Origin of the sequence: Dysgonomonas sp. 216, from assembly GCF_010501065.1 — a bacterium.
Classification (GTDB): domain Bacteria; phylum Bacteroidota; class Bacteroidia; order Bacteroidales; family Dysgonomonadaceae; genus QVMM01.
In genome coordinates this window covers 71,393-95,629 of record NZ_QVMM01000009.1, presented here as the reverse complement: position 1 = coordinate 95,629, position 24,237 = coordinate 71,393, and the positions used below count along the sequence as shown (strand labels likewise).

The following is a 24,237-nucleotide window of genomic DNA, read 5'->3' as shown; positions in this document are numbered from 1 at the left end:
TATCTATCTGTTTTTAAGAAAGGTATCTAATTCTTTTACAGCCAACGCCCTATGGCTTATCTTGTTTTTTATATCGTTACCTAATTCGGCAAATGTTTTATCGTAGCCATCGGGCATAAATACAGGATCGTATCCGAATCCGGCTTCTCCTTTAGGGGTATTAATAATAACTCCCTTTATAATTCCCTCAAAAGAATACTTTTTTCCGTCTATAATTGCTGCTATTACCGTGCGGAAACGAGCCTTGCGGTTTTCAACACCCTCAAGTTCCGACAAAAGCTTCTCTACATTATCTTTTGCACAACATTGCTCTCCTGCATATCTTGCCGAATACACTCCCGGAGCATTATCCAATGCTTCAACCTCAAGTCCTGTATCATCGGCAAAACAATCACACTTTTTCTTCTCATAAATATAAGAGGCCTTGATAAAAGCATTTTCTTCAAGTGTTTTACCTGTTTCGGGTATATCTTCGTTTATTCCTATATCCCTCAATCCTAACACCTCGAAATCATTACCCAGAATTGCACTTACTTCTTCCAGTTTATGCGCATTGTTTGTCGAAAAAACAAGTCTTTTCATATTAATCAATTCTAACTTGCTTTATCTTCTGCGTCCTCTCATACTTCGAACCGGTGCTGATTTTGAAGAAGATGACGATTTCTCTTGTTTAACCTCATTGGTTCGCACTTTTTCGTCCGAATCACTTTTCTCTCCCGATTCGTCTTCTTTTTTCTCGTCGCTCTTTTTCGAGTCTTTCACTTTAGGAGCAGGTTCTTCAACAGCCCAAAGATTTGTTTTAAATTGTTTTAGCTGTCCTTCTATCTTAGCTTGTTCTTTTTTCAAAAGCGAATCTTGTACAATAGGAGCAATTTCGTCCATTCCATTACCTGAATTAACCGTTTGGGCTAAAGTAAGGTTTTTCATGTTCGTTGTCTTGTATATATCGCCTTCGAAAGATCGTTTACGGAAGAAATCGTCGATAGTCTGATTCGATGCATTGTTCAGATTCGACAACATTATAGGCATACGGGCGGCATATGGCCGAATTTCTTCATATGGCAACCAAAACAGGGGATAACGGGTAGTCTCTGCTTCAAAATCGCCTTGCGAAAAAATAACAGGACAAATAGCCAATATTTTAATATCCACAACAGAATTCGATTTATCGAAATACCAAGCTTCTTTCACATAATAACCTGTAACCTCATTACTCGGTACATCCGCATCTTCGATAGAATATACGCCATTTTCTTCGGTATACATTATTCCAAAACGATCGAGCAGATCCTTAAAATTCAACTTATCGGCATCCGAGAATGTTTCTACTCTATCGATAGGAAACTCATACGCTGTAATCTCATTATTCGACAATAATCTGAACATCATCGTAAATAAATTCATCCTATCACCAATTGGCGTTACCGGATAATATAACGATGCGTTTTTCTCCTTATTCAGATCAAGGAAACGATAAATTTCACGAACCCATGGAGCATTCGCTATTTCCTGAGTTTGCGATTGATTCCGATTATTTGCACGAACAGTCAGTTGAGGTATCGATTGTTTATTTTTTTCTACCTGCTGCCTGCGGGCAATTCTGTCGCGAACCGAAGACTCTTGAGCCGACAACTCCCCAACAAAGAGAACTCCGGCTAGAATTATTGTTATTGATAAAAATAATCGTTTCATATCTTAAAATTCCTAATTAGAATTTGCTTTCTTTTAATTTATACGTACTTCCATAGCAGAGGACAAATCTCGCTCCATACCATCGGGACCTTTTACTTTTACATCGGTTATAAAGAATGAACGTCCTTTGGTTAGCCGCCTTATCTGATTTTTTTGCCTGTCAGAAAAATTAGCACCATCCGAATTCTCCCTTATTGAGTTCATACCATCGGTAAACACAACTGTAAAGCGAAGTACCTGAAACTGGATATTAAGAACACCATCATCCATCGCAGCCTTTATTCCCGGTGCATTAACAATAACTGTTTTATTTATTCGTCCGCCTTTAAATCTGTTGGGGGTTCCATTAGCATCGGCATACTCAATGTACGGAGTTGGATCGGGTAACTTACGTACTTGGAAAGGCTTTTTAGCTACTTCTATATAGCGTCCATTTCCAAAATCGGCAGTTACCGAAACTATCATTTCCTGCCCTACCTTCGAAGGACGGGCAATCCAATAATTTCCTCTCGCCTCTAGTTGACCGCTTCCATTCGCTACCGAAGCCCTTATTCTGTTGTTAGGCACTCCCGGAACAGAAATATCTATTTCATTACTATAACCTGCATATAACACATTCATTAAACGGGGAGCTACTGTAGCCATTGGCTCTATAACCATATAATCGGACGAAAAAGGAACTTCAAATTCTTCTTTACCTGGACGAGACAGAAACATTTTTCCTGTAAACTTACGTTCCCCTACCCCCGAAGCAGGAATGGAAAATGAACCATCCTCATTCACTGTTCCGCTCGTTGGTTCTATACGCGGACGTTTAGTTGTATCAATACCCGCAAGAATGATTTGTCCCCTATATGCGCTTCCTCGTGTTACGAATCTTGATTCAGGAACAACATAAGCTTCCAAACTATTCACACGGTAATCATCTGCGCCAATATTACCAACTAATTCGCCAAGAACATCACCTTCAACAGCACGAATATCGCTCTGAAGCTTCGTTAACAGCGTAACCGCTGCCGAAGTTGGCATTTGCTCAAATAATACCTGTTCCCAGTTTTTATTTCCGGCATCTACCCTTTTCGATATATTTGTATTCAGCCTATCCTCTACATGCTCTTTACGTGTACCGCTAACCATAGATACCGCATATCCACGATATGAATCTATTGCTTCTTTCAGTTTGCTCCCTCTTTTTTCGAGAGGGGATAACATAACATACGAAGCCGCATCAAGACTCTCTTTACTCTTTATATTATTCACATCTCCATGCTTACCATCAGCATATTTCACGATCCGCTCTTTCAAGTCCTGAATGTGATTATACAATGAGTCAGAACGATGCTTGAAAGTCATTGCCATTGAATGCCATTCTTCGGTCTTAACAGGATTCTGGGTATATAATTCTTGCATACGGTTAACAAGAATATCATTCTGACCGTCGCTACTTTTTATTGTTTGTTGCAGGCCTTCTTCTACCAAGTCGAAACCATCAAGCACCTCTGACGATACGTTGAGAGCCAGCATTGCGATAAACACCAGATACATGAGGTTTATCATCTTCTGCCTTGGAGAATTTGGATTGTTTGTTGCCATTCTATATTGTTATAAAACGAATATTTTATTTATCTTCTTGTTCCGGAGTCGGATTCATAAAACCACCTCCCATACTCATGTTCATATTAACAGTCATAGCCTGTAACAGACGAGCATACACCCTATTAAGCTCGGCCAACTGTTGTGCCATCTTTTCGGTTTCGTTCTTAAAAATCGCACTATCGGACAATGAACCATCGTACAAACGTTTAATGCGATCAAGACCTGCATTAATTTGCTCTATGGTATTTATCTGCCCACTAACACCCTTTAGCTGTATTTCGTAAATAGTATTCAACCCTGAGATATTGCGGTTAAGACTTTCCATTTGTGAAATATATCCCTTAGTATTATTACCCAATCCTTCCGAATTATCATTAATGCTCTGGAAGGATGAAAGAAGAGCATTCGACATTTCGGCTAACGAATTGGTTATTTCGGCAAATTTTTCCATATTCTCCGAAGCTTTGCCTAATTGTTCGGCATATTTTTCAGATGCATCAACTGCCCCTGACATATCACTTACAATGCCGCCAACAACTCCACCACCCGATACAGAAACTCCACCGGAAACAGCCGCTGATGACGAAGATGCGCCTCCGCCACCTATAATAACAGCGCCTCCACCACCGGCATAACCTCGCTTACCTCCAACAGGTTGCTCATTCTCCTGCTTTTCCTCGTCCGTCAGACTATCACGACTGCTTGCTTCGTTAGCCAACACCGGGTAAACTTCTTCCCATTTGTAATCTTTGGCCGGTCTGTCGAAACCTGACAAAAAGAATATAACAGCCTCTGTAATAAGACCGATTGCTAATATCTCTGTTCCGTAAGCATAATGATTTATCTTAAACAAGGCTCCGATAATAACAATAGCCGCACCAAAACTATATGCCCTGTGAAATAACAGACTGCCTTTTTCGCTCGACAGATATTTTTCTATAGCATTTTTATATCTTCTATATTTTTTACCCATGATTTCTTGAGTCTTTTATTTGTAATTTATAAATCGATCTAACAATAATTATCTTCTTGATTTAGATGTCCCGATCTGGGTTCTTACACAACGGAATCCGATATACGAACGAGGTTGGTTCTGATATTCAAAGTCACGCATGTCGCCACGTATGAACATTCCGACATCTTTCCACGAACCGCCTTTTATAACTTTTTTCTTATCGGCGTATGGATCTTCCTTAGCTGCATTATAGCCGTATTCAGGATTCAAGTCATTAACAACAGCATTACCCGACTCTACGTATGTAGTAGATGTCCATTCCGATACATTACCCGCCATATCATACAAACCGTAGCGGTTCGGGTTATAACTGGCTACACGCGAAGTTATCAGTTCTCCATCCTGAGTATAATCTCCATCACCCGGTTTAAAGTTTGCCATGAAACACCCTTTATCGGTAACAGTACCCTCCGAATCCCATGGATATTTATTTTCGGTCTTTCCATTACGCGCAGCAAATTCCCACTCCCCTTCTGTTGGCAGTCTAAATGGCTCTATATCGCGCGAACGTGGCCCCATTCCCATACGATAGAAAATTGTCCGCCAGTTACAGAATGCCGTAGCTTGTTCCCATGTAACCCCCACAACAGGATAATCGTTATATCCGGGATGTGAAAAATACATCCGCATATACGGTTCGTTATAAGCATTATTAAAATCGTTCACCCATACTGTTGTATCGGGATATATATTCACAATGTGACTGTGATAAAAATCGAACAGTGTACTTAGCGGACGGGTTATAGTTTGATTTATTATACGTCCTTCTTCATCAATGTAAGCGGTGTCTTTCGAAATCATTATTATTTCGTTAGGGTTAACCGTTATATCAGTATTTAGCACCCTCTCCACCGGATTCAAACGATTCCTGCGCTTAGCAGCCTCCGTATGATCGTACCAATCGTATCTGAAATTCATTTGAGCAGCATCTATTCCCCGCTGACCTGTAATCGGATGCACGGCTGTAACGCTAAGAATAGCCCTTTCTTCATCTTCGGTAGGGCGCTTAAACGGAATTACTTTCTTCCAGTTCAAGTACGGCTTTACAGGATCGCCATAACGGTCTTCTGTTATTTTAAAGGTTTCATCTCCACCGTAGGCCGGATCGGCCAAACGTTCACGGATAATAGAATCCCTTACCCAATATACAAACTGGCGATACTCGGAGTTTGTTATTTCAGTATCATCCATCCAAAAAGCATCAACAGATACACCTTTTGCCGAAGCCTGAATACCCCAAAGCGAGTCGCTGTCTGCCGGGCCCATTTCATAAGCACCCCTTGAAACAAGAACCATCCCATATGGATTCGGTTCGGCCCATGACGAACCGCCAAGCCCAACTAATTCACCGCCTACAGATCCCCCCTGAGGTTTACCACAGGAAGTTAACAATACAACGGAAGTTACGAGTGCAAAAAATAATTTCTTCATATTACTTTTCTATCAGTATTTGGGTTCTTCAACCCTTTTTCATTTCAAAATATAATAATAAAAGCCACTTCAAACAAATATCTGTCTATAATAACCTGATACTTTTATGGCTGTTCCTCTGAGTTTTGTTTAGTTTAATCGGCATCGAATAACGAACAAAAAGCTCGTGGCTGCCACTTGTTCCGCTTGACATCCCCGAGTTTGACAGGTCGTATGCATACCCCGCATCAAAACCTTTATATTTTATTCCCAGCAAAAATACGAACCCGTCGTCTTTTCTCCAAGAAATACCGCCATTAAACATTTTATTGTACACAATTCGCCCGGTAAAGTCAAATTGAGTAAACACAACATCGGATTTCACTAAAACCGAAGGCTGTAATTCTATCAACGGATTTCGTAGCTGAATATTGTATCCCGCAGTTAAATAATATGCCCTGTTTATAAAAGATGAATATGTTTCATTTAATTCGTAAGAAGGCTCCATTATATGTGTTACCGATATTCCGGCATAGTAGTTAGGAGCAATCCACGACACACCAATATTAGCATCAAAAACCGAAGCCTGCTCACTCATTGTAGGTTTGGCTTCATCATTTTCGTCTGTCCAGACATCCTTTATACCATCGGCATCAAAACCAATTCGCGTTAATCCTATTTGTGCACCAATATTTAAAGTGTTCTTTTTAAACTTTTTCTTATAGGCATATTGTCCTGCCATTTGAGAATTCGAATATAATCCTATCGATTCATTCATCATAAGCAGACCAACACCATGAACCCTCCCTAAAAATTTAAATGGCATATCCCCTGATATAATAAGAGTTTTAGGCGCATTCTCCACACCCAACCATTGCATACGATACAAACCTGTCATTTGTATATTTTCTGTTTCGCCTGCAAAAGCCGGATTAAAAAACGTCTTCACTCTCCAATATTGGCTTATTTGCGGATCCCACTGCCCATAAGCAGAAGTAGCGCATATTACCAAAAGTATTATTATCAGAAAGTATCTCAAGTTCATTAACAAAATCCAATTCAAGGTTATCACCATTTGTGCTCAGCCTCATTACTTTATTCACTAAGCAAGCTTACCCTCTTTCACAAAATAAACAAAAGGAATAAGTCCTTTTTTAATTGTTGCGAAATTAATTATTATTTACTTATTAAACTGCAAATTACAAAATAAATTGTGCTAACTGTATTATATTTCTCATCGATTAATTTCCATACCATGTTCAATACCTTAAAAAGTTAAATCAACGGCAAATTTAACAATACAAGTTTAAGGGATTTTTTCATACCTTTGTTTCTCATACTAATTTTATACCTAAAAAATTGTGGCAAAAAAGATAGTGGAAACCCCAATGATGAAGCAATTCAACGAGATAAAAGAAAAACATCCCGATGCAATATTGCTTTTCAGGGTAGGAGATTTTTACGAAACATTCTCGCAAGATGCCATTGATGCCTCCGAAATATTGGGGATAACCCTTACCAGACGAGCCAATGGTTCGGCTCAGTACATTGAGTTGGCAGGTTTTCCACATCATGCCCTCGATACATATTTACCTAAACTGGTAAGAGCCGGACGAAGAGTTGCCATCTGCGACCAACTAGAGGACCCTAAACAAACTACCAAACTGGTAAAAAGAGGCGTAACCGAGCTAGTTACACCCGGAGTATCAATTAATGACAACATACTAAACCATAAAGAAAACAACTTTCTTTGTGCTATACACCGGTATAAAAATTCGTACGGTATAGCCTTACTCGACATATCGACAGGAGAGTTTTTGACAACAGAAGGTACCCGCGAATATATAGACAAACTACTGGCTAACTTTTCGCCTAAAGAAGTTCTTATCGAACGAGGTAAAAGAAAAGATTTTGAGGAAAACTTTGGAAGCCGCTTCTTTATTTTCGAGCTTGACGACTGGGTATTCACAAGCGATGCGGCAAACGACCGTTTATTAAAACATTTCGAGACTAAAAACCTAAAGGGTTTTGGTGTAAGCCATTTGACAAACGGAGTTATTGCTGCCGGAACAATCCTTCATTATCTCGACATCACCCAGCATCATCAGATAGGACATATAACAACTCTCTCACGTATAGAAGAAGACAGATATGTAAGGCTCGACAAATTTACCGTGCGCAGCCTGGAGCTTATTTCGACAATGAATGAGGGAGGTAAAAGCTTGCTCGACATAATAGACCGCACTGTATCGCCTATGGGAGCACGTATGCTTCGCCGTTGGCTGGTTTTTCCTTTGAAAGAAGTAAAACCTATAAACGACAGGCTATCGGCTGTCGAATATTTTTTCAAGGATGTAGAACTAAAGCAATTACTGGAAGAACAACTCTCGCTTATCGGCGATCTGGAACGTATCATTTCGAAGGTTGCTGTCAACCGCATAAATCCCAGAGAAGTTGTACAACTCAAAATTGCACTTAATGCCATTGAACCTATACGAAATGCTTTTCTGGCATCGGACGAACCTAGCTTAAAGGAGATTGGAGAAAAGCTGAACCCATGCCCCGTTATTCGCAATAAAATAAATGCAGAAATTAACCACGACCCTCCAACAATGATAAACAGGGGAGGCGTTATTCGCGAAGGGGTGAATGAAGAGCTGGACAAGCTTCGCCAAATAGCCTATTCGGGTAAAGACTATTTGTTACAGATACAACAAAGGGAAATTGAAGCAACGGGAATCACATCGTTAAAGATAAGCTTCAATAATGTATTTGGATATTACATCGAAGTAAGAAATACACATAAAGACAAAGTTCCGGCAGAATGGATACGTAAACAAACACTGGTTAATGCCGAGCGCTATATAACTCAAGAACTTAAGGAATACGAAGAGAAGATTCTGGGAGCAGAAGAAAAGATATTGGCTTTAGAAACAACCATATTTAACGATCTGGTTACAAGCCTTGTCGATTACATCCCAACCATACAACTGAATGCAAACCTGATAGCCCGAACCGATTGTTTGCTATCGTTTGCCAAAACTGCAAAAGAGAACAAGTATATCCGTCCCGAGATTATAGACTCGGATATATTAACGATAAAAGGCGGACGGCATCCTGTTATAGAAAAACAAATGCCTGTAGGCGAATCTTACATAGCAAACGATGTTCATTTAGATAGCAATTCGCAACAAATAATTATTATTACAGGGCCCAATATGGCGGGTAAATCTGCCTTGTTACGTCAAACGGCACTTATTACACTAATGGCTCAAACAGGTTGTTTTGTACCTGCCGAATCGGCTCAAATCGGGCTCGTAGACAAGATATTCACACGAGTAGGAGCTTCTGACAATATATCGCTCGGAGAATCGACCTTCATGGTTGAAATGAACGAAGCTTCCGATATTCTGAATAACTTATCGGCTCGCAGCCTTGTATTATTTGATGAGTTAGGGCGTGGGACAAGCACATATGATGGAATTTCGATAGCATGGGCTATTGTAGAATACATACACGAACACCCCAAATTTAGGGCAAAAACCCTTTTCGCAACACATTACCACGAACTGAACGAAATGGAGAAATCGTTCAAACGAATAAAAAACTACAACGTTTCGGTTAAAGAAGTCGATAACAAAGTAATATTTTTACGTAAACTGGTAAAAGGAGGTAGCGAACACAGCTTTGGTATACATGTTGCAAAAATGGCAGGCATGCCTCAAAGCATTGTGAAAAGAGCAAATTCGATACTGAAACAATTGGAGTCGAACAACAGACAGGGAGATGTAAGCCGCCCAATTGAGGATATAACCGAAAAACGTGAAGGACTTCAACTCAGCTTTTTCCAGCTGGACGACCCAATACTCAGTCAGGTAAGGGACGAAATATTATCGCTTGATGTTAATAATCTGACGCCTGTTGATGCATTGAACAAATTAAACGAAATAAAGAAAATAGTATCAGGCAAATAGCTTTTTACTTTGATATCTAAATAAATCTAAGACTACCCATAATATCGGGTTACAAAATAAACGTTTATGCAAGAAAGGCATCTGAACGGAAAGTTATATTTTGACGAACTGACATATTCGACTAAAAAATATATAATTCCGTATATAAATAAATATTACCCGATAGCTTCGAATATGAGAATTTTGGAGATCGGGTGTGGAGCAGGAGGAAACTTGTTGCCTTTTCTCGAAATGGGTTGCGAAATTACAGGCTTCGATCTGAACAAGCCTCGTATTGAAGAAGCTAGAAAAATTCTGGATGCAGATAATAACCCTAAAGTAAATTTGTTCTGCGAAGATGTATTTAAAGTTAACGGACTAGGAAAATTCGATATCATACTTGTACGGGATGTAATTGAGCATATTCCCGACAAAGAAAACTTTTTTCGCCACATGAAAGGCTTCCTTAAAGAAAACGGAGTTGCCTATTTCGGCTTTCCTGCATGGTATATGCCTTTTGGAGGACATCAGCAGCTTTGCCGAAATAAATTCTTGTCTCACTTGCCATTCTTTCATATTCTGCCCACAAGTTTATATAAAGGGATTCTTTCAGCCTTTAAAGAGAATAAAGGAACTATAGATGAGCTAATCTCGATAAAAGAGTGCGGAATAACAATAGAGCAATTCAGAAAATATAGTAAAACAAACGGATACGATATTGTAAACGAAAGACTCTATTTTATTAATCCTCATTACGAAATTAAGTTTAAGTTGAAACCGCGAAAACTATCTCTAGTAATAGGCAAAATTCCATTCATCAGAAACTTTTTCACAACAGGGTGTTTCTTTTTAATAAAGCAAGACAAATAGCCCCAAGCCATAGAACTCTTATTGTGAGGGTTTTGAAGAAAATTGTTAACTTCATTATTTTAGATAAAATATGGCAATAAAAATAACAGCAATGGTCTTAAGTCTCTTTTTCCTAACTGCAGACATTTGTAGCCAAACACTTGAGATGGAAACTTGCTCAAACGAAGAATATCAAGCATTAGAAAATGTTAGCATCCCTCCCGAGCAAAAGTATTTGATAAAAGAGAATGGGGTCGATATATTTCTAGTTGGCCAACGAATACCTGCTCAAACAGGTGGTTATGTGATAACTAAAAGTGTTGAAACAATAACCGAAGAAGGAGAGGATTTTGAAATACTTGTACATACGGTATCAGAAAACGGACAAGAGATATTGAAGATAGAACGTCTTTTTATGGAAGCAGATAATGATGCAGACAGAATTGATAATATTTTCATACTATCAGATAAAGTTAAAACAGCAGAAGGCATAGGACTGAACTCGACTCTTGACGAATTTATAGCTGCATATCCTGATTTCAAGATTTGGTTTTCTTACATAAGTGGAATATATGTAATTGAAACAACGAAACTAGAAGGAATTCAATTTTTTCTTGATGGAAGCGATTTTATAGATAAATCGGGGCCCGTTTTCGAAAGTGATATGACAATATTAAAACCTTCGGAATTTAGAAAAGGCACAAAAATCAGACGAATAAGAATATGGGGTTAGTATGCCCATATGGATATATAAAAATCCCCAAACATTTCTGTCTGAGGATTTTATTCTTTGTGGAGCATATCGGACTCGAACCGATCACCTCAACACTGCCAGTGTTGCGCTCTAGCCAGATGAGCTAATGCCCCATTATGCTACCTAGGTAAATTTAATTGCCTTTGGTTTATGTGTGACCCCGGAGAGGCTCGAACTCTCGACCCACTGATTAAGAGTCAGTTGCTCTACCAACTGAGCTACGGAGTCTGATTGTGGCACAAAGGTAAAAAATAATATTTAATTAAAAATAAAAGAGCGCAATTTATTATTCGAAGCTTAAATAAGGAGACAGCTTGTTTATTTCTTCAGATGTAAAACCCGGTATTTTTGACAACTCTTTTGTCGAGCTTAGGCGTCCATTGTTTTCAATATGTTTAATAATGGCGGCTATATGCGCTTGCTTCAAATAAGGATGCGAAACAGAGTTTGCTTCTGTAACGTTATTTATGTCGATAGCCTTGTGACCTTTCTTTATAATAACATATTGCGATATGTTATCATACCGTTTCCGGCTGATACCTTTTACTTCCATCAATTGTTCTTTATAAACAAAGCCTCCGAGTTTATTTCTGTATGTTATAATCCGTTTTGCATATTCATTGCCTATTCCCGGTATTTGTTTTATAGAGATTGCATTGCAATTGTTTATATCTATTACTTCTCCTTTTGCGAGTTTTTTTAGCTGCGTGCTATTATTATTGGTAGCTAAAGGGGGTTGTTCCTGTTCTTCCATTGTTTTATCGGAACTGGCAGCTTCGATTCTGTTTTTTTGCAACTTATCGAACTCGGCAAAAGCCGCAGAATTTCCGATAGGCTGATTACCGTTAAACAGATATTCCGAAAACAGGCAAATACCTCCGCATATAATAATGAGAACAGACAATAGTATAATCGCTCTTTTGTCTCCTTCGTTATAAGAGAAGAAATCTTTAAGTTTTAGCTTTTCGAATATCGACATCAGCAGAACTATATAGCTATAGATAAAACAAACAGCCAGGATGTTGGCATCCAAGCTGTCTGTTGTTTATAAGATTTTTAGTTTGCACCTATCGTCATGTTTTCTTCGAGGAAGGTTTCCATAGCTTTGTAAAACTCGAAGCGGTTTTCTTCGTTATGAAATCCATGCCCTTCGTTGTCTTTTACCATATATTGTACAGTTATACCTCGTTCTTCCAAAGCCTTAACCATCTGATCCGACTCGTCTTTGTTCACGCGAGGGTCATTTGCGCCTTGGGCAATGAACAAAGGAACTTGTATTTTGTCGACATGGAACACTGGCGACGAACTAACTAATAATGTGCTATCGGCACGAGGGTCGCCCACCATTTCGTGCATCATATCTAACATTGGTTTCCAATACGGAGGAATGGTATTAAGGAATGTAAAGAGGTTAGATACTCCCACATAGTCTATACCACAAGCATACAAATCGGGTGTAAATGTTAAGCCTGCAAGAGTGGCGTAACCGCCATAACTACCACCATAAATAGCGATTCTGTCAGCATCTGCAATTCCGTTTTCTGTCAACCAGATTACACCGTCGGTAATATCGTCTTGCATGGTTTTCCCCCATTCTTTAAACGATAGTTCCCAAAATTTCCGTCCGAATCCTGTCGAGCCTCGGAAGTTCATTTGCAAAACGGCATAACCTCTGTTTGCAAGAAACTGAGCTTCGGGGTTGAAACCCCATGTGTCGCGTGCCCATGGGCCACCATGCGGATTTATCACAACCGGCAGTTTTTTAGCTGTCTCCATTGTGTAACCAACAGGTAGAGTTAAATATCCTTCTATTTTTAATCCGTCGCGGCTGGTGTATTCTATGCAGTTCATTGCTGCCATATTTTCTTCTTTCAGCCAAGGGTATACATCCGAAATATGCGTAAGTTTATCGTTCGACGAATCGTACAGGTAATACGCTCCGGGCGTTTTGTCATTATATGTGCGTATAATGTATACATCTTCATTTTTGGTTCTGTCTGCTATTCCGAAAGGCATATTCGAAACCTTTTCTGAAATCTTATCGTATACGTTTTTCAAGCTTGAATCAAAGAAATTACGTTGCGTTCCATTATGTGCCATATACGATGCAGCCTGTAGTTTTTTGTCTTTGTTAGAGTATATAATACCGGTTATATCGTAAGTATCGTTTTCGTAAATAAGTTTTTCTTCTGTTGCCGTTTGCGGATCGTATATAACAAGAGCGCTTTTATCGCGTCCTAAGTTTGAGGTTGCATACAATTTTTTATTGTCTTCGGTAAAGGTACGGGGCGAGAGCGACTCTTTAAAGTTGGTTGTAATAACTATGCCGAACGGTTGATCTTCGCTATCGCGATAAAGTAAACTTTGATTCACACCATCTAAAGCTATGGCAATGCGTAATTTACCGTCATGGTCGGTCATCCATCCCTGAATGTTTCCGGGATTTTCGGCTAGTATTGTCATTTCTCCGGTCTCTATATTCAAACGGTAAGGGTCGAATATCTGAGGGTTTCTTTTATTAAGCCCTACTATTACTTCTTTTTCTATTTCGGGAAGATCGTCAATTATCGTAGTCCTTACTCCTTCGAAAGCGGTTAAGGGTAGCAGGTTCGATCCATTGATGTTGACACCATATAGTTGAAAATTTTCGTCACCTCCAGTGTCTTTCAAAAATAGTATACGATTGTTATTTCCCCAAAAATATCCGGCTACACTGCGCGCGGTTTCGGAGGTTAACCTCATAGCCGAGTCTTGCCCTATCTCCTGAACATAAATATTCATCCTGTTTTCGTATGGGGCTAGAAACGAAAAATATTTGCCATCGGGCGAAATCTGATATGATGTTTTTTCAGGGTTCTTAAAAAAGTCTTCGAGTGGTAAAATAGGCGCATGTTTTACGCCCGACTCGCATGAATAGAAGAATCCTGAGATTGTTGCCAGCATAATGGCAAGACTAAAAATGGGGAAAATTTTCTTTCTCATAATTGTAAACACATTTCGGTTAATTAATATTTTACCTAATAAGTGTAATAAAAGTATAAAAAATCACAGAGAACGTATTTGTTTTTTAATCTTTTTTCGATAATGCCGTTAATAATTCTATTTATATAGAATTGCACACCCGTTTTATCCCGTTCCTACATATGTTTTTTACAAAACCTGACACATCTGACGGATTTATCGTTTTTTTAAATTATGCTTATTTACTGCCGCGCATCTTACCGATGCTTGCCTTCGTTCATTTTGCCTTGATGCAAAACGAACCAAAAAATCAAGACTGCGCCTGCAATGCTGTCCCCAAGAAGGTAGAGCCGCAAAATGCCTTTTTGATTCCTTTTGCGGCATAGGGCAAAAGGAATGCAAGTGATCTTCGATCACGCGCAGTAACAACAGTAAATTAGTATTATTTTAAAGAACACTTGCTATAGGCTTATTCTATCAATATAGAATTACCCCTAGCAAAAAACACTCTGAAAAGACTAAAATTAAAAAAACCTGACACACCTGACACTTTTTTCATTTTTAGAAACCATGCACTCGAAGATGGTGTTTAGTTTGGCTATATCGAAACTTTATTTATACAGAACTGGATTTGGATTATCAATTTCTGTTATAGGTATTCTATAAAAACCTGACAGTTTTTATAATCTTCATTCTACTTCTGGAATTATTGTTGTTACAGGTATACCCTACTTTATAGATAAATACTCCCCCCAAATTTCACAACTCGGATTAGTAGTCGCCTCCTTGATCGAATAAATTATCAGGTACGTTTATCCGTTTAATTATTTGATCGTTTCTTATTTTTATTTTTCTAAAGATATCGTCTTTATCTAAAGGTCTGATATAATCAAATAACCTGAATTGCTCTAACTTCATTTCATCCGGTACAAGGTCGGCTAAAGGAGTAATTTTTCCTTTCGGTTTAGGCCATATTTTCAGCTTATCTATTTTTTTATTCTTTAAGCCAATAGACAGAAAACCACTCTCGGTTCGGTTCAGCCCAATCATTGTTTTATCATTCTCTTCCGGATAGAATATCGATTCGGCATTGCCTTCTACAAGTATGTGATGTATTTGTTTATCTTTAAAGAATGCTTTCAAATCACGCCCTTTCAGCTGATTAAAGTGTACCGAGTCTTTATCTTCTATAGCAAAACAGTACTTTTTCATATGAATATGATCGATTGTACTGTCGTTCATAAATATCTCTATTGTATCGCCGGTCAGCTGATACGATTCATTCCATAAAATAGGATCTTTATATAAATACAATATAGAATCGCGCGAGTTGAATTGCATGGAGTCGCAAACTCCTTGAAAATCGGAACGATAGAAGCGCACTCCATAATATGCTTTTACTTGTTTGAATATAGAGTCGGTTATCATTTTCAGAGTATCGGCATGCAAATAAAGGCTGTCTCCCTGCGAATAGTCTACACACCAAGCCGAATCGGTAGCCATTGCATAGCCTGTGAGTTCGTTATAATAACCGTAGTGCCCATGCAGAATCATTTTCTGTAAAGTATCGGTCACTACCATATTTCCAAATACTTCTCCATATCCACTGGCTCGATGATACGAAATTGAATCGCCTGTAAGGGTTTTAGTTCCGTCTTTACTGGTAACAAGCGATTGATCGAGTAGTAACGATTCTTCGGTTTGCGTATTGTACCAACCTTTTCGGGTTTCGATGTAACCACTGTCTGATATTATTACCGAAGGCCCCAGTATGGTTGCTATTTTAGTAGTGGTATTATATTTCAGAGTGTCTGAATAAAGGGTAAATTTATTGTTTACTAACTTAACACTATCGCTAAATGTAGCTATTTTTATACCGGGCTCATATTGTCCCCAATACGAAGTTAGTTCGTTCAGCGAGTCTACAAGCATTCCTCCATCAAAATAATAACCAAAATTGAGTATTCGGTCGTAATTCAGACTGTCGGTAAAAAGCGTTACTCCTTTATTTTCGAGACGTACATTGTTGCGTACCATCAGTAACTTTGTGTTTCCGTCGTAATACAGATAGTCTCCGTAAAGAAACAGGGTGTCACCTTGTTCTACCACAATATTGCTAAAAGCCTCGAAACTATTGCTTTTTTGATCGAGGTATGCACTATCGCAATGCATGTAAGCTCCATCGTGAAAAAAGACAACACTATCGATAAGTATTTGCGGTTCAAACCCTTCGCGTGTTTTCAGTTCTCCTGCTCTTTTCAATTCCACACGCTTTTTCTCAGGCACCGGGTCATTGTTAGGCTGAAGGGCTGTTTGTGCCGACAGGTATAGAACGATGAAGCACAAAATAGCGGTTAACCGTATTCTGTGCCCATCTGAAAAGAATTTCTTTATTTTTTCTAACATACCTTGTTTTATAGGGTATATTCGTTTTATTTATTATCCTTTACCCACCCCGAATATTGAAAGTCGCAGTTAACCCAATCGCTGTCAATACGGATGAAAGTAGTTTTAATTTTATCTTGAACCCATTTTTTTAATATCTCAGTACGTTTGTTAGCTTCTACTATCGATTTCATTACCTGATAGTCGTCCGACATGTTGGCTTTGTGCCCGTCTATTCTTTGCTTAAGTTTCACAATAGCTACCACTTCTTTGCCCTTTTCGTCAATCATAGAGAAGGCTGTCGATACATCTCCTATCTTCATTTTATCTACAATACGGGCTACTTCCTGTGGCAAGTCTTTCATCTCGAAACGGCTTGTACCTGCATTACTGCTATACTCCTTTTTGTTAACCATCAAACCTCCATTGTTACGAGAGTCTTTGTCGGACGAAACGTACATGGCAGCTTCTTCGAACGAGAATTTGCTGTCTCGGATTTCTATTGCTAAAGAGTCCATTCTGGAAATGGTTTTTCGCATTTCTTCTGTCGGAACTTTAGGTTTAAGTAATATATGACGCGTATTAATTCGATCGCCCAGACGTTCGATTAACTGTATGATATGGAAACCATATTCGGTTTCAACCACGTTCGATATCTTATTTGGGTCGGTTAAAGAGAAAGCGGCACTTGCATATTCGGGAGCTAACATGGCCCGACCTATAAATCCTAATTCTCCTCCTTTTTTAGCCGACTCTGTATCTTCCGAATATAATAGAGCCAACGACGAGAAAGAGGTTTCTCCTTTGTTTATTCGATCGGTGTATTCTCTTAAACGGTTTTTAACAGCATCAACCTCTTTCATCGGAATAATAGGGCGCATTGTTATTATTTGCACCTCTACCGACGTAGGTATGAATGGCAAACTGTCTTGAGAAAGACTTGTGTAGTATTTTCTTATCTCGGCAGGAGTAAGACGAATATTTCCCGCTATCTTTTTTTGTACTTCACGAACAATCTCTCCTTCGCGTATCTGCTCTTTCCATTCTTCGCGTAAGTCCCTAACTGATTTACCGAGCCATTCTTCAAGCTTCTCGCGTGAGCCAACCTGTCCGATAGCATTATTTACACGTCGTTCTACTTCACGCGTTACCGATGCCGCCGGAATATCAATACTATCGATCTTTGCCTGATGCAAAAACAGTTTGTTTACCGCTATTTGTTCGGGTATAATACAGTATGGGTCGCCATCGAAACGTTCGCCCTCAATTTGCATTTGTAAACGGGTATTCTCGACATCCGATTTAAGAATAGCCTCATCTCCTACAATCCATACTATCTCGTCTATAACATTATTTTGGGCTTTAGTCTCGGAATAATTCACAGACATCAACAATGCCGACAGAAGGATTACTTTGCAAAATATTTTTTTCATTCTTGTTTAGAATTTTAAAGAGGTCGTAAATATAGCTATATACTACCTATTCTTTTGTCTTAATATTATTAAAAGAAGTTATACAGTACTGTTGTTACTTGTCGAAAAAGGTTATTTTTCCTTGTTTTAGTGCTTCATCGTATAAATCGGCTTCGATTTGCTTTGTGAAATCCTCTCTTCTCTGATTTAAAAGGATTTCCATAATCTGACCTTTTGTAAATTCGAAAGGAGCATTATCGCCGGCAAGTTTATAATCCTTTATGTTAAGCAGGTAAACATATAACGAGTCTTCAACTTCTATTTGTTTATTTTCTTTCAGAAATATTCTTTTGTCGGGGATAACTTGGGGGATATTTAGTAAAACATCGTCGAAACTTACCCAATTGTTATAGAATAAGTCGTAAATAACGGCATTTTCGAGCGAATATTTCTCAATATTCTCAATAGCGCTTTCCGATGTCGATTTGTACCATTTTTTCAAATCTTCTAAACGAGTAGAAGTTAATGGCACTTTCAGAAAAAGACCTTTAATTATATCGGTCTGTAAATCCAGATTCTGCGAATTTTTATCGTAATAATCTTTCAATTCATTTTCCGAAATTTCTTTCGACAAGCGTTGCTTAAGCAATTGTTCCTGATAAGTGAAAATCGTTAGATTTTGTCGGTAATTTTCGACAAGCTCATCAATTTTCTTTTTGTCGGTAATGTTCTCCGAGGCTTTTTCGTACATCAACTCGTCTTTTATCCACATTTTAATGTATGCCTCAGCATTTAAAGTACTGTCGGTTGGCGATAGTCCCTTAGGAATAGATTCAGCAACTTCCTCCAGATAAAGAGCTTTACCGTTTACTTCAACCAATATAGTATTGTCTGTTACCTTATTTGTTCCTTCTTGTTTGATACATGAAGATACAGTTGTGGTAATAAACAAAATTGAAAATAGTAACCGTGAAATAAATCTCATTCCTCTTTATCTATGTTATGCTGATAATAGCGTTCTAAATTACAGTCACAGAAAACGTATTTCCTGTGACTGTTATATATTGCTTAATTTATTTGATTGATTTTAGAATGGCTTCATTAACCTCAACAGGGTATTTCTTACGAAGCGCCTCCATCCATTCTTTTTCTCTTACTTCTTGCAAATCCGAAATTACCTGTCCTTTAACATCGGAATATTCTTCGGGTTTAGGGATTACTTTTCCTATAACAAAAAAGTATGGATATTTATCTAGAGGCTCAGCTTTTTCTCCAGTTTTAAACACCTCCTGATCTACAAATTTGTTTTCTCCTTTTGCAAATAAGCTGCGCTGTACCCTTACATTTTTTACACTATCGTTGTTTAAAGCTTCTAGAATAATTTCGCCTTGGTTTTTAGCTTTTTTATTTTTGTTTGCAAGTTTTTTTGCGGCTTTCAATGTCGCTTCATCAGCGCAATGTATAATCAATCCTTTGTGTTTAGGATTTTCCCATACATATTTTGAGTTGTTATTTTTGAAATATTCGGCCAAACCTTCATCATCTTTTGCCGTTTTATCCCAAACCTCTTCGTTCATTACATTGAACAAAAGTATTCCATCGTTATATTCCCGTAGCAGGTTGCGGTATTCGGGGAAACGTTTTTCCAACGAGTTTTCTTCTATATTAAACAGAACCGATTCCTCGTAACTACTCAACAACTGTTTAAGCATATCGGTAGAAAAACGTGTTCTCGAACTTTTTGCATTATTAGCAACATACTTCGAAAAATCGGATATTCTATAATTTACGCCATCAGCGTTAAACAACACTTCATTGTTGTTCGCCGTTTTTTCGTTAAATACAGAGTCGGCTGGACTATAGTCATTTGCCAAGGCATTTAATTCGTCGTAGGCTGCTTTGTTCGCTTTAAAGTTAAAAAGCTTTTCTAATCTTTGGTTTTTCAAAGCTCTGACATCTTCAACTCTGTCGGAACTGTTTACAATATTAACCAAACGCTCTTTCGATTGTTTCCATGAATCGCGTGGAGCTTTGCCTTCTAATTTCAATATATGATATCCGTAAGCGGTTTCGATAGGCTCGGTTATATCACCTTCTTTTTTTATAGAGTATGCTGCTTGCGTAAAAGAACGAGGCAAACGAGTATATTCATCTATCCACCCCATTTTCCCACCTTTTTCAGCAGATTGTCTGTCGGTTGAGTATTCTTTACTCAGTTCGCTGTAATCGGCTCCCGCAACAAGCTTATTATATACCTCTTGAGCAATCTTTTTAATACTGTCTTTCTGTTCAACAGATGTGTCGGGGTGAGAAAACCCAAACATAATATGAGCAATATTTATTTTACCTTGGCTGGGGCGGCGGTTATGCACTTTTATTAGATGGTAGCCAAACAATGTACGTACAGGCATACTTACCTCGCCCACTGGGGTTGTGTTAGCTACTTTTTCGAATGGTTCGACAAGCATCCCGGCGGTGGTCCATCCTAAATAACCAGGTTTTTCGGTTCTTGCTGCCGATGGATCTTCTGAATATTCGAGTGCTAAATCTTCGAAAGATTTAACTGTCGAATTCTTCTTCGCTTTTTTTCCTTTTGGTTTTTCCAACATTTGACGCACCGATAAAGCTTTTTCGTATACTGCCAGTGTATCTTTCGGTAAAATTACGCCTTCGGGAAATCTAAATAAAATATGGCTTGTTTCTACGCCTTCGCCCATGCTGTCATACAGCTCATGAGCCACAGTTTGTATACTTACCGTGTCTGTTAAATAAGGACGCGATAGTTGCTTTTTATAAGTGGCAAACTCTTTAATAAATGCAGGAATTGTATCGAGTTTTTGACTTTTTGCTTCCTCGATTTTCAGCTTATAATCGATAAACAAAGGTAAATATTCATCTAAGGACTGTTGTACCGAGGCACTGTTTTTCTTGTATAAATATTCGAACTCCGATTTATGAACAGGATGTCCGTTAACTTTCATTAAAACCGGATCGTTGTCCTGCGCACTTACATTTGAGAACACTGCAAATGTGCTTAATAATAAAAGAAGCGTTTTATTCATAATTAATTAAGTGTTATTAGTTTTTATGCGATGCAAATATATTAGAAATTATTTAAAAAATAAGTTTATGTTATACTTATAGGCTTTGTAAAATAAGTGATTTAATAAAATTTAGCGGCATAATATTCGCTTTTTTACAATAAGAAAGGAAAACCTACATACTTTAATTCATATTTTTATATTTTTTGCATTTCGTTTTTCATATATTGATTAGTTTTGCAGTTTGGAATAAAAAGTACGAACTCCCTTATTTTAAATGAGAAACTTTCGGCTATTCATATATGTATTATTTTTAACGTTTGTTACGGTACCGCTTGTCGGTTCCCTATTTGCGTTCAATGTAGCCGACGAGCGTTTGTCTTTGCTTAACGATTCTGTCATAGCCGATAATCGTATACCGGCTGACTCTTCAGCCATCGATAGTACCTTTATTTCAGACACATTATCGGTTGATAGTATTGCAACCGATTCGGTAAAAAAGAAAAAACCAGCCATAGAAGCCCCTGTCGATTATGAATCGAACGATTCTATTGTATTCCTTTTCTCGGAAGGTAATATAGGATATCTTTACGGCGATGGGCATATAAATTACCAAACAATTGCGCTGAAAGCCGAAAATATTGAGATTAGTATGGATAGCAGTATTGTTAGTGCTACATATGGTCTCGATTCGATAGGGCAAGAGTTCGGCTATCCAGTTTTTACAGATGGAGGTTCGGGCGGCGGCACCGATTACGAAGCAAAATCGATGCGATACAACTTTAAATCCAAGAAAGGTATTATTAAACACGTTGTAACTACGCAAGGCGAAGGTTATATTGTTGCCGAAAATGCAAAGAAAAACGAAGATGATTCGTTTTTTATGTGTAACGGAAAATATACAACCTGCGACCATCACGAGCATCCCCACTTCTACTTTATGGTTACCAAAGGAAAAGTAAGGCCAAAGAAAGATGTTATATCAGGACCCGGATACCTTGTGATAGAAGATGTCCCTATTTATTTTCTGGGGCTACCTTTCGCTTTTTTCCCTTTTACCAATAAATATCAGTCGGGAGTTATAATGCCCAGTTTCGACGATGTGATGGATCGTGGATTTGGGCTTCGGGACGGAGGTTATTATTTTGCAATAAACGATTACGTGGATCTTGCCGTAACAGGCGATATATACACCAAGGGGTCGTGGGCATTAAATGCCCGTTCTACTTACCGTAAACGTTACAGACATTCGGGTAATTTTAACATCTCGTATCGCTACACCAGATATGGCGAAAAGGCCGACCCCGATTATAGCGAATATAAAGACTTTGGCATAACATGGAGTCACACACAAGACCCTAAAGCGAACATGTATCGTACGCTCTCGGCTAGTGTTAACTTTAAAACAAGTTCGTATAATCAGAACAATTTAAATAGTATACAGAACCAATATAGTACCGAAAACACTAAAAACTCTACAGTTACATTAACCCAGCGTTTTCCGAACTCGCCATTTACTGTATCGGCAAATATGAGTGCCGCACAAATTTCGAGAGACTCTACAGTTGCGCTTACGCTTCCTAACCTTACGGTTTCGATGAGCCGTATTTATCCGTTTAAACGTAAAGAGGCTGTGGGTACTCAACGGTGGTACGAGAAAATACAAATGAGCTATACGGGCGATTTACGAAACAGTATAACAACAAAGGAAGATAAACTTTTAAAATCGAGTTTACAGAAAGACTGGCGCAATGCCATGCAGCATTCTATTCCCGTAAGTGCAACTTTCAGCGTGTTTAATTATCTGAATATTACCCCTTCGCTAAACTATAAAGAACGTTGGTATACTCAAAAGATAAACAAGCATTGGGATGTAGCGAGAAACACACTTGTTAATTCTGACACAACATATTCGTTTAACAGAGTCTATGACTTTAATTTTGCGTTAGGCTTTCAAACTAAATTATATGGATTCTTCGAGCCCATATTTAAGGTCCCTATTTTTAAGGCCGGTACAATAAACCGAATCAGACATGTGTTTACTCCATCTATTAGCTTAAGCGCCCGTCCCGACTTTAGCGATCCATCGTGGGGCTTTTACGAACGGGTTTATTACGAGGATGCACAAGGGCAACGCCAATACATTGACTATTCGCCTTACGAGGGAGGTATATTCGGAACGGCTCCTTCGGGCAAACAGGGTAGTTTAAACTTCAGTTTCGATAATAATATCGAAATGAAACTTAACACACCTAACGACTCGACCCGCATCATTAGCCTTATCGATAACTTTGGGGTAAGATTCAGCTATAATATGATGAAGGACTCCCTAAAATGGAGTGATATAAATGCATCTCTCAGGTTGAAATTAAGTAAAAACCTGACGGTTAACGTAAATGGAACCTTCGACCCATATATGTACGACCCTGTATATTCGGCTTCTGATCCGGGCAGGGAAACTCCTGTAAGATTGAACAAGGTAGATCGTTTACGTATATCGAACGGAAAAGGCATTGGACGCCTTATACGCACAGGCTACTCTATTTCTCCATCTATCAATCAGGATACTTTCAAAAAATGGTTTGGAAAAGGAGGCGATAAAGCAAAAGGTGAAAACGAAACCTCTTCGTCAACAGAATCAACTTCGGAAGAAAGTTCTTTTTCAACAAGTGAAGAAGAATCTTCGGGCGGAGGAAGCATCTTAAATAAATCCAAGGAGAAAGACGGAGAGTACGACGATGACGGGTACTTAAAAAATGAAGTAAAGTGGAATCTTTCGGCTAATTATTCGTTTACCTATGCTAACTCGAGCGAGATTGATGTAAAGAATATGGAATATAAACGAAAGGTAACTCATAGTTTAGGACTTAGTGGAAGTATACAACCCACCAAAAACTGGAACTTTAATTTTACAACAAGTTATAATTTCGACACAGGTGGATTTTCCTACTTAAACTGTTCATTAACACGTAACCTGCATTGCTGGAGCATCTCTGCCACATTTGTTCCGGTGGGGGTATATCAAAGCTATTTTGTGTCGCTCAGAGCAAGTTCTCAACTGCTGCAAGATTTGAAATATGAACAACGTGGACGTCAGACTGCTTACGACCCCACTTGGTATTAATTTCTCAAAAAAAATATAATGACAAAATGTCACTAATTAGTTAGT

General features: G+C 38.5%; 16 protein-coding genes and 2 tRNA genes. 4 read left to right on the top strand and 14 right to left on the bottom strand.

Features of this window, described 5'->3' with window-relative positions; all coding sequences use genetic code 11:
• Nucleotides 1–3 precede the first annotated feature (3 nt).
• The 6 genes from D0T53_RS07150 to D0T53_RS07125 form a co-directional block, all read right to left on the bottom strand.
• Entirely contained in the window at nucleotides 4–582 is a 579-nt protein-coding gene (locus D0T53_RS07150) for a non-canonical purine NTP diphosphatase (RefSeq protein ID WP_163265796.1), read from the bottom strand.
• 21 nt (nucleotides 583–603) lie between these two features.
• On the bottom strand, nucleotides 604–1,692 hold the full coding sequence (gene gldN, locus D0T53_RS07145) for a gliding motility protein GldN (protein WP_163265794.1): 1,089 nt from the start codon (nucleotides 1,690–1,692) through the stop codon (nucleotides 604–606).
• 33 nt (nucleotides 1,693–1,725) lie between these two features.
• Nucleotides 1,726–3,285, bottom strand: coding sequence for a gliding motility protein GldM (gene gldM, locus D0T53_RS07140; RefSeq protein WP_163265792.1), 1,560 nt, complete (start codon nucleotides 3,283–3,285; stop codon nucleotides 1,726–1,728).
• A 25-nt stretch (nucleotides 3,286–3,310) separates the two neighbouring features.
• A complete protein-coding gene (gene gldL / locus D0T53_RS07135; RefSeq protein ID WP_163265790.1) occupies nucleotides 3,311–4,261 on the bottom strand; it encodes a gliding motility protein GldL in 951 nt (316 codons plus the stop codon).
• 48 nt (nucleotides 4,262–4,309) lie between these two features.
• On the bottom strand, nucleotides 4,310–5,734 hold the full coding sequence (locus D0T53_RS07130; protein WP_163265788.1) for an SUMF1/EgtB/PvdO family nonheme iron enzyme: 1,425 nt from the start codon (nucleotides 5,732–5,734) through the stop codon (nucleotides 4,310–4,312).
• Nucleotides 5,735–5,819: 85 nt separating this feature from the next.
• Nucleotides 5,820–6,758, bottom strand: coding sequence for a PorP/SprF family type IX secretion system membrane protein (locus D0T53_RS07125; protein ID WP_163265786.1), 939 nt, complete (start codon nucleotides 6,756–6,758; stop codon nucleotides 5,820–5,822).
• A 343-nt stretch (nucleotides 6,759–7,101) separates the two neighbouring features.
• Here D0T53_RS07125 and mutS point away from each other — a divergent pair, with 343 nt between their 5' ends.
• From mutS to D0T53_RS07110, 3 genes are all read left to right on the top strand, one after another.
• Nucleotides 7,102–9,687, top strand: coding sequence for a DNA mismatch repair protein MutS (gene mutS / locus D0T53_RS07120; protein ID WP_221411501.1), 2,586 nt, complete (start codon nucleotides 7,102–7,104; stop codon nucleotides 9,685–9,687).
• Between the two features lie 66 nt (nucleotides 9,688–9,753).
• A complete protein-coding gene (locus tag D0T53_RS07115) occupies nucleotides 9,754–10,536 on the top strand; it encodes a bifunctional 2-polyprenyl-6-hydroxyphenol methylase/3-demethylubiquinol 3-O-methyltransferase UbiG (protein WP_163265782.1) in 783 nt (260 codons plus the stop codon).
• A 70-nt stretch (nucleotides 10,537–10,606) separates the two neighbouring features.
• Nucleotides 10,607–11,248: a hypothetical protein gene (locus D0T53_RS07110; RefSeq protein WP_221411499.1), complete on the top strand. Its 642-nt coding sequence runs from the start codon at nucleotides 10,607–10,609 to the stop codon at nucleotides 11,246–11,248.
• 60 nt (nucleotides 11,249–11,308) lie between these two features.
• Here D0T53_RS07110 and D0T53_RS07105 read toward each other — a convergent pair.
• From D0T53_RS07105 to D0T53_RS07070, 8 genes are all read right to left on the bottom strand, one after another.
• Nucleotides 11,309–11,382, bottom strand: a tRNA-Ala gene (locus D0T53_RS07105).
• A gap of 42 nt (nucleotides 11,383–11,424) precedes the next feature.
• Nucleotides 11,425–11,497 (bottom strand) — tRNA-Lys (locus D0T53_RS07100).
• 58 nt (nucleotides 11,498–11,555) lie between these two features.
• Entirely contained in the window at nucleotides 11,556–12,248 is a 693-nt protein-coding gene (locus D0T53_RS07095) for a helix-hairpin-helix domain-containing protein (protein WP_163265778.1), read from the bottom strand.
• A 77-nt stretch (nucleotides 12,249–12,325) separates the two neighbouring features.
• The gene (locus tag D0T53_RS07090; protein ID WP_221411500.1) at nucleotides 12,326–14,212 is read right to left on the bottom strand and encodes a S9 family peptidase; all 1,887 of its coding nucleotides are present in this window, start codon (nucleotides 14,210–14,212) and stop codon (nucleotides 12,326–12,328) included.
• 789 nt (nucleotides 14,213–15,001) lie between these two features.
• A complete protein-coding gene (locus D0T53_RS07085) occupies nucleotides 15,002–16,636 on the bottom strand; it encodes an OstA-like protein (protein ID WP_163265774.1) in 1,635 nt (544 codons plus the stop codon).
• Between the two features lie 26 nt (nucleotides 16,637–16,662).
• Nucleotides 16,663–18,048 (bottom strand): peptidylprolyl isomerase, encoded by a 1,386-nt coding sequence (locus D0T53_RS07080; protein WP_163265772.1) that lies wholly within the window; start codon nucleotides 18,046–18,048, stop codon nucleotides 16,663–16,665.
• Between the two features lie 94 nt (nucleotides 18,049–18,142).
• Nucleotides 18,143–19,012, bottom strand: a complete 870-nt coding sequence (locus D0T53_RS07075) for a peptidyl-prolyl cis-trans isomerase (RefSeq protein WP_163265770.1) — start codon at nucleotides 19,010–19,012, stop codon at nucleotides 18,143–18,145.
• 88 nt (nucleotides 19,013–19,100) lie between these two features.
• Complete coding sequence (locus D0T53_RS07070) at nucleotides 19,101–21,089, bottom strand: peptidylprolyl isomerase (protein ID WP_163265768.1); 1,989 nt, start codon at nucleotides 21,087–21,089, stop codon at nucleotides 19,101–19,103.
• A gap of 256 nt (nucleotides 21,090–21,345) precedes the next feature.
• Between D0T53_RS07070 and D0T53_RS07065 the strand changes: the two genes are divergently transcribed.
• Nucleotides 21,346–24,192 carry a putative LPS assembly protein LptD gene (locus D0T53_RS07065; protein WP_163265766.1) on the top strand — a complete coding sequence of 949 codons (2,847 nt, stop codon included), beginning with the start codon at nucleotides 21,346–21,348 and terminating at the stop codon, nucleotides 24,190–24,192.
• Nucleotides 24,193–24,237: the final 45 nt, after the last annotated feature.

What these genes read in the sequence shown, in the direction of transcription:
- D0T53_RS07085 (WP_163265774.1), bottom strand. Translation starts at nt 16,636, where the DNA reads ATGTTAGAAAAAATAAAGAAATTCTTTTCAGATGGGCACAGAATACGG.
- D0T53_RS07125 (WP_163265786.1), bottom strand. Translation starts at nt 6,758, where the DNA reads ATGAACTTGAGATACTTTCTGATAATAATACTTTTGGTAATATGCGCT.
- D0T53_RS07065 (WP_163265766.1), top strand. Translation starts at nt 21,346, where the DNA reads ATGAGAAACTTTCGGCTATTCATATATGTATTATTTTTAACGTTTGTT.
- D0T53_RS07080 (WP_163265772.1), bottom strand. Translation starts at nt 18,048, where the DNA reads ATGAAAAAAATATTTTGCAAAGTAATCCTTCTGTCGGCATTGTTGATG.
- D0T53_RS07110 (WP_221411499.1), top strand. Translation starts at nt 10,607, where the DNA reads ATGGCAATAAAAATAACAGCAATGGTCTTAAGTCTCTTTTTCCTAACT.
- D0T53_RS07090 (WP_221411500.1), bottom strand. Translation starts at nt 14,212, where the DNA reads ATGCTGGCAACAATCTCAGGATTCTTCTATTCATGCGAGTCGGGCGTA.
- D0T53_RS07150 (WP_163265796.1), bottom strand. Translation starts at nt 582, where the DNA reads ATGAAAAGACTTGTTTTTTCGACAAACAATGCGCATAAACTGGAAGAA.
- D0T53_RS07070 (WP_163265768.1), bottom strand. Translation starts at nt 21,089, where the DNA reads ATGAATAAAACGCTTCTTTTATTATTAAGCACATTTGCAGTGTTCTCA.
- gldM (WP_163265792.1), bottom strand. Translation starts at nt 3,285, where the DNA reads ATGGCAACAAACAATCCAAATTCTCCAAGGCAGAAGATGATAAACCTC.
- D0T53_RS07075 (WP_163265770.1), bottom strand. Translation starts at nt 19,012, where the DNA reads ATGAGATTTATTTCACGGTTACTATTTTCAATTTTGTTTATTACCACA.
- D0T53_RS07130 (WP_163265788.1), bottom strand. Translation starts at nt 5,734, where the DNA reads ATGAAGAAATTATTTTTTGCACTCGTAACTTCCGTTGTATTGTTAACT.
- gldN (WP_163265794.1), bottom strand. Translation starts at nt 1,692, where the DNA reads ATGAAACGATTATTTTTATCAATAACAATAATTCTAGCCGGAGTTCTC.
- mutS (WP_221411501.1), top strand. Translation starts at nt 7,102, where the DNA reads ATGATGAAGCAATTCAACGAGATAAAAGAAAAACATCCCGATGCAATA.
- D0T53_RS07095 (WP_163265778.1), bottom strand. Translation starts at nt 12,248, where the DNA reads ATGTCGATATTCGAAAAGCTAAAACTTAAAGATTTCTTCTCTTATAAC.
- gldL (WP_163265790.1), bottom strand. Translation starts at nt 4,261, where the DNA reads ATGGGTAAAAAATATAGAAGATATAAAAATGCTATAGAAAAATATCTG.
- D0T53_RS07115 (WP_163265782.1), top strand. Translation starts at nt 9,754, where the DNA reads ATGCAAGAAAGGCATCTGAACGGAAAGTTATATTTTGACGAACTGACA.